Genomic DNA, 6,171 nt, shown 5'->3' on the forward strand with positions numbered 1-6,171 from the left:
GTGTCGTCAACAACGACCCTCACGCGCCGAGCAGCCAAGCGCGCCGGGTCTCCTCGGACGGACATCGGCGACAGGGACGCGGCAGGCCGTCCCAGCCACGCAGTCGCGCCGCGCCGCCCACCTGCCACGCCACATGGCACGGGGCCCCTCGCAGTGCCACCGAGCCGTAGCGCAGCGTGGTCGCGCCCCGGAAAGCATGGGCGTTGTCACGTTCGAGGTCGCGGAAGACCCGCTTGAGGTGCACGGTGCCGTCGAGCTCGATGATGAGGTCCTGCTCATCGAGGTGCACGTCGCAGCGCCATGGGCCGGTCCTGCGGAACTGCCGCCGACCCACCGGCAGGCCATGGTCTCGCTCGATCCCTTGGTAGAGGTATTCGAGCGTGCTCTCGATCCCGGCCAAGTCCCGGAGCACCTCGACCAGCAGGGAACGTTGGCGTACGCGGGGACGTCGGTCGATGCGCGCCAGCACTTCGGGGAACGCGACCAGGTTGCGGCGTCCGGCCTCTGCAGCGAGGGCGACCCACTCCTCCACGCCGAGTCCCTCCCCGACGTCGATCAGTGCCTCCTCGAGCCTGATGCGCGGAAGCGAACCGAGGGTACGGCCGAGACGGCCGAGCCCGTCGACTCGAAACCGGAACCCCGGCCGATCGGTGCGCAACCTCCCACGCGGGATCCACAGCTCGACCTCGTCCGGGACCTCCGCCAGGTTCCACTGAGACAAGGCGGCCCATCCCCCCAAGGCGGCACCCTCCCCGGCCACGAGGTGGCCGGCCCACAGCCGGTGTGTGTCAGTGACGTCGCCCGGCCCGGCCAGGTAGACGCCCGTGGTCACGCGGCCCCAGAGGCCCGAGGCCACCAGTCGGCGCAGTGGCTTGACGCCCATGTGGGCCTCCGCTTGGGCGCGCGTCACCAAACCGCCCTGGTCGCGAGCCAACCGAATCAAGGACGCGGGTACTGCTGTGCGTGCTCTCATGTCCAGAGGGATAGGCACCCCGTGTCACCGACTGTTGCTTCCGATCAAGAGTGGATTCCAGCCCGAGTTCGGGCCGCGAACCACTCCTGACGCTGGGTCACAACTCCGGCACCCTCGTGGCGCGGCCGCGCAGCAAAACGCCCGGCCCCCATGGGACCGGGCGTTCGCTGGACGGATCAGTTGTACTTCGGAGGCTGGTAACCCTCGGTATCGGGGCGCTCGGCCGGTTGGGGCTGGGCCTGCTGCTGGCCGAAGTCGAAGGGCGGGGCCTCGCGTCCGGCCTGCGGATTGGGCAGCTCGTTGGGGTTCGCTCCCCCCACCGAGGCGGGGCCGGACTGGCGCTGCGGCTCAGGGGCGTCACCGCGATAGGAGATCTCACCGAAGGTGACATCGGGGGCGCGGCGCACCTCGGCGTCGTTGACCTCGAAGTACGTCGCCTTCTGGAAGTTGAACGAGTTCGCGATGAAGTTCGTCGGCACGGACTCGATGCGCGTGTTGTAGTTGCGCACGTTCGCGTTGTAGTAGCGACGGCCCGCGGCGATGCGATCCTCGGTCTCGGCGAGCTGGCGCTGGAGCTCCAGGAAATTCTGGTTGCTCTTCAGCTCCGGGTAGGCCTCGACCTGCACCATCAGGCCACGGACCTGCTGGGTCAGCTGCTCCTCAACCGCGGCGCGCTCGGCGGACGGGGCGTCCCCCCGCTCGGCCGAGGAGAGCTGCTGGGCCTGCTGGCGCAGTCGGACGATGCCCTCGAGGGTGTTGCGCTCGTGGCCCGCGAACGCGCGCACGGTCTCGACGAGGTTCGGGATGAGCTCGTAGCGCCGGTTGAGCTCGACGTCGACCTGTCGCCAGGACTCCTGGATGAGGTTGCGCTGCTTCACGAAGCCGTTGTAGGCGCCCATGGCCCAGGCGATGCCGCCGACCACGACGAGCAGAACGATGATCAGGGGGATCGCGATCCATTCCATGAGCGCCAGCCTAGCGGGCGATCACGACAATCCGAGATCCTCCAGACCCACCGCGTAGCGGTAGGGCAACCCCGCGGCCTCGATGCGCTCCCGGACGCCCGTGTCGCGGTCGACGATCGTCACCACGCCGACGACGATGCCGCCTGCCTCCTGGACGGCCTCGACCGCCTGCATGACCGAGCCGCCGGTGGTGGAGGTGTCCTCGACGACCAGCACGCGGCGTCCGGACACCTCGGTGCCCTCGATGCGCCGCTGCAGCCCGTGCGCCTTGGACTCCTTGCGGACGACGAACGCGTCCAACCGCTCCCCCGCAGCCGCGGCCGCGTGCAGCATGGCGACGGCCACCGGATCGGCGCCCAGGGTGAGTCCGCCGGCTGCCTCGAAGTCCCAGTCGCTGGTGAGCTCGCGCATGACGCGTCCGACCACGGGAGCGGCCACCCCGTCCAGGGTGACGCGGCGCAGGTCGACGTAGTAGTCGGCCTCCTTGCCGGACGCCAACGTGACCTTTCCGTGCACCACGGCGAGGTCGAGGATGTGCTGGAGCAGGTCTTCGCGGTCGGACATGCGCGAAAGCCTACTTCGACCGGGTCGCGACCAGCTTGCCGAACGCGATGGTGCGATCGGGTGAGCGGAAGAGGTCCTGGCACGTGGTCAGCGTGATGAGGGACTCGGTGGGCCGCACCTCTGGCTTGCCCGGGACCGGCTGGATCACCCAGGTGTCGGTGTCCCTGACGGTCATCTCGGACGGGTTGTTCGTCAGCTCGTAGGTGTGAATGGCGTCGCGGGTCTCGACGATGACCTGGTCGCCGACCGCGAGGTCCATGATGGGGGCGAAGGGTCCGGTCAGGCCGCGGTGGCCGGCGACCGCGAAATTGCCGACCTCCCCCGGGGCTGCGGTGCCGTCGTACCACCCCAGGCCCTTCTTCAGGGTGGGCTGGTCGGTGCCGGTCAGCACCGGCTGCTCGAACGCCTCCCCGAACTTGGGGATGCGCAGCAGCGCGACGGCATCGCCGGGAAGCGGACGGGCGGTCTCGGCGGGCGCGGGCGCCTGCCACTCGCTCCGCAGGTCGGACGCCTCGGTCGCGGCCACGCGGGGGTCGACCAGGGGGTTCCAGAACAGGTCGTAGGACGTCCAGCCGAGGGCTCCCAGCCCCAGGACGAGGAGCGACACCCCGGCGATCGTCAGGCCGGCTCCCTTGCGAGACGCTCTGATCCCCGGGTGCCCGTCCTCGCGTGCGCGCCTCGCGGGTAGCGCACGGCGGGGAGCGGTCTCGGTCACCCGGTCAGTATGCCAGCGACCCGGCGCCCACCATGGACGGGACCCGGCCCGCGGTGCAGGGAGCGTCACGGGCCGGGCCATGGGAGGGGTGACCGATCACTACGGGTCGATCACGATGGTGCAGGTGTAGGTACCTTCGGCGAGGTTGGTCACCCCCTCGGTGGTGTCGTCGAAGACCGTCCCGGCAGGAGTGGCGTCCGTGCCGAGGACCGTGTTGCTGGCGTCCCGGCAGACGATGCTGGCCGCGGTTCCCCCGGTCACCTGGGGCGTGAAGGTCACCGAGATGTTGGACAGCGGCTTGTTCTCGAAGCTGACCGATTCGTGGGTGGTACCCGTGCAGTCGGCAGCTGCCGAGTCGACGGTCACGTTCTCGACGTCGGGATCGAGGAGGTAGCCGGTCTGGCCGGCTGTCTCGTCCACGGTGTAGGAGCCGAACAACAGGTTCGGCACACAGACGGTCCCGGTGGTCGCGTCGGTGTTGACCGTCGCGACGGTCGTCGCACCCTGCTTCACCACGAAGGTGGCTGCGAGGTTGGGGTCCGTCGCCGAGTCGAAGTGCTTCGCGGTCTTGGTGATCAGGATCGCCCCACGCAGGCGCGGGTTCACCATGGTGACCTCGACCTTGGTCTCGTTGGTCACATTGATGGCGGCGTCGGCCGCCCCGTCATGCCCGGCGGGGATGACCGTCTCCACCACCCAGTACGTGCCGAAGAACACGTTGCTGATGGTGCACTTGCCGGTGGCGTCGGTGGTGCACTTCTGCACCGGGTCAGTGATCACATCTGCTGCTGTACGGGGCGCCGTCAGCGGGGCCACGTTGTGGTAGAGGGTGAACTCGGCCCCGGCCAAGGGGGTGCCGGCGTCGTCGGTCTTGGTGATCTCGACCGAGCCGCAGTTGGTGATCGACACGGACGTGGGCGCGATGAAGTCCTTCAGCGCCGAGGTGAAGGAGTCGGACGACCGGCTCTTCAGGTAGGCGCTGCCGAAGGAGGTACACGTTCCGGGCGGGATCAGTGCGGTGAAGTTGACCTGCGCCTCGCCGAAGGTACGCGCGCTGATGTCCCCCAGGTCGTCAGCGTCAGCGGCGAGAATCGCCGTGGTGTTGATCGAGCCGGTCGCGATGCCCGCCGAGGTCAGGTTCGTCTTGGTGCTCCAACACGGAACCTTGTTGGACGCCTCACACTTGGTCTTGTCGACCGTCTCCCACCGCGACACCCACAGGGTGGGGTTCGTGCCGCCCTGGGACAGGTCGTACTGGATCAAGAGGTCGTTCTGGGTACGGACGGGTGTGACCCCGTTGGCACTCGTCACTTTGGACTGGTTGAACTCGAAGTCCATGTTCGTGGTGCCGGTGGGCTCCTGGACCCGGTGCCAGTACAGGTTCAGGAACTTCGTACCGTCGGTGGCCACCTCCAGGTAGCTGCCGAAGGTGAGCAGGTCGCTCTTGTTGGGCGGGATGCTGCCGTCGACGACGGTCGGTACGGCGGTGTCCTCAGAGGTGCCCTGGCCGAATGAGTCGTCGGCGCTACCGGTGGGTTCGTCCCCCTTGCGGGTCTCAGCCACGGAAGCCCAGTCCATGGACGGCGCCGCGTCGTCGAGCTTGAGGTTGGCATTGGTGTCGATCTCGAAGTTGCTACCGGTCAGGCTCACCTCGGAGTGGGTGGCGAAGGCCGGCTGGAAGCCGGCCAGGATGAGTGCGCCCGACGCGATCAGCACGGCTGCCAAGCGACCAGCCGTGTTGGGACGCGAGCGTCGGGATGGTGAGGGTGGTGCGTGCATGTTGTCCCCCCAGGACGTACGGGGTGTTCGGACACCGGCGGTGTCACGCCAAGCACTCCGTGGTCACGAACCTAGGTGTACCGAGCCAAGAGGTTGGTGACAGCGCGTCGGTATTGACGTGAGGGAGGACCCCCGGGTGGGGTGTGGCTTGTCGAAGGTCACATCTCACACCCGGAGGTCCTCGTGTCCCACCGTAACGCCCGCCTCAACTTTCATGGCCGCAAGCTGCTGGTCGATCGGGTCCGATACCAGCACTGGCCGGTCGCCCATGCAGCGAAGGCGATGGGGATTTCACGTCAGTGTGCTCACCGCTGGCTGGCACGCTGGGACGCCGAGGGCGAGGCCGGTCTGCATGACCGGTCCAGCCGTCCTCACGCGTGCCCGACCGCGACACCAGCCACGGTGGAGGACCTGGTGGTGGCCGCCCGTCAGGAGCACCGACGCGGCCCTGACTGGATCGCGGCCGAACTCGGGCTCGCGCCGCGGACCGTGACCCGGATCCTGCACCGACGGGGCATGCCGCCCCTGACCTGCCTGGACCCGATGACCGGCCAGGTGATCCGCACCTCGAAGCAGACCGCGGTCCGCTACGAACGCGAACGTCCCGGCGAACTGGTGCACGTGGATGTCAAGAAGCTGGGCAAGATCCCCGACGGTGGCGGCTGGCGGGCCCACGGACGCTCCGACACCATCGTCGCCAAGAACAAGCGGCCCAAGATCGGCTACGACTACGTCCACTCGATGGTCGATGACCACTCCCGCCTGGCCTACAGCGAGATCCACGACGATGAACGCGTCGACACCTGCGCCGGCTTCCTGCTGCGAGCCGCGGCCTACTTCGCCACCCACGGCATCACCAGCATCGAGCGAGTGATGACCGACAACGCGTTCGCCTACCGACATGGTCGAGCGTTCATCGACGCGGTCGAGACCATTGGCGCGAAGCAGAAGTTCATCAAACCCCACTGCCCCTGGCAGAACGGCAAGGTCGAACGCTTCAACCGCACCCTGACCACCGAGTGGGCCTACCGCCACGTGTTCACCAGCAACCAGGCCCGCCGCGACGCCCTTGACCCCTGGCTGGAGACCTACAACACTCAAAGACGCCACAGCGCACTCGGAGGACTACCCCCGACCAGCCGCCTGTCATGAACGTCGTGGCCCAGTACACCTAG

At 68.1% G+C, this 6,171-nt stretch carries 6 protein-coding genes; 1 reads left to right on the forward strand and 5 read right to left on the reverse strand.

What is annotated here, in order from left to right; genetic code table 11:
- Positions 1–19: 19 nt before the first annotated feature.
- From AC5YDV_RS15015 to AC5YDV_RS15035, 5 genes are all read right to left on the reverse strand, one after another.
- A complete protein-coding gene (locus tag AC5YDV_RS15015) occupies positions 20–973 on the reverse strand; it encodes a type IV toxin-antitoxin system AbiEi family antitoxin domain-containing protein (RefSeq protein WP_496184284.1) in 954 nt (317 codons plus the stop codon).
- 176 nt (positions 974–1,149) lie between these two features.
- A complete protein-coding gene (locus AC5YDV_RS15020) occupies positions 1,150–1,938 on the reverse strand; it encodes a LemA family protein (RefSeq protein WP_496184285.1) in 789 nt (262 codons plus the stop codon).
- Between the two features lie 21 nt (positions 1,939–1,959).
- Positions 1,960–2,502 (reverse strand): orotate phosphoribosyltransferase, encoded by a 543-nt coding sequence (pyrE, locus tag AC5YDV_RS15025; protein ID WP_496184286.1) that lies wholly within the window; start codon positions 2,500–2,502, stop codon positions 1,960–1,962.
- A gap of 10 nt (positions 2,503–2,512) precedes the next feature.
- Positions 2,513–3,109 carry a class E sortase gene (locus AC5YDV_RS15030; protein WP_496192515.1) on the reverse strand — a complete coding sequence of 199 codons (597 nt, stop codon included), beginning with the start codon at positions 3,107–3,109 and terminating at the stop codon, positions 2,513–2,515.
- 207 nt (positions 3,110–3,316) lie between these two features.
- Positions 3,317–4,933, reverse strand: a complete 1,617-nt coding sequence (locus AC5YDV_RS15035; protein WP_496184292.1) for an MSCRAMM family protein — start codon at positions 4,931–4,933, stop codon at positions 3,317–3,319.
- Positions 4,934–5,179: 246 nt separating this feature from the next.
- On the opposite strand from AC5YDV_RS15035, the gene AC5YDV_RS15040 reads away from it, so the two are divergent.
- Complete coding sequence (locus AC5YDV_RS15040) at positions 5,180–6,148, forward strand: IS481 family transposase (RefSeq protein WP_496181913.1); 969 nt, start codon at positions 5,180–5,182, stop codon at positions 6,146–6,148.
- The last annotated feature ends 23 nt before the right edge of the window (positions 6,149–6,171 follow it).

This window comes from Propioniciclava sp. LT432 (assembly GCF_059515965.1).

Excerpts from the sequence above, each read along its gene's own strand:
- AC5YDV_RS15015 (WP_496184284.1), bottom strand. The coding sequence starts at position 973 with ATGAGAGCACGCACAGCAGTACCCGCGTCCTTGATTCGGTTGGCTCGC.
- AC5YDV_RS15020 (WP_496184285.1), bottom strand. The coding sequence starts at position 1,938 with ATGGAATGGATCGCGATCCCCCTGATCATCGTTCTGCTCGTCGTGGTC.
- pyrE (WP_496184286.1), bottom strand. The coding sequence starts at position 2,502 with ATGTCCGACCGCGAAGACCTGCTCCAGCACATCCTCGACCTCGCCGTG.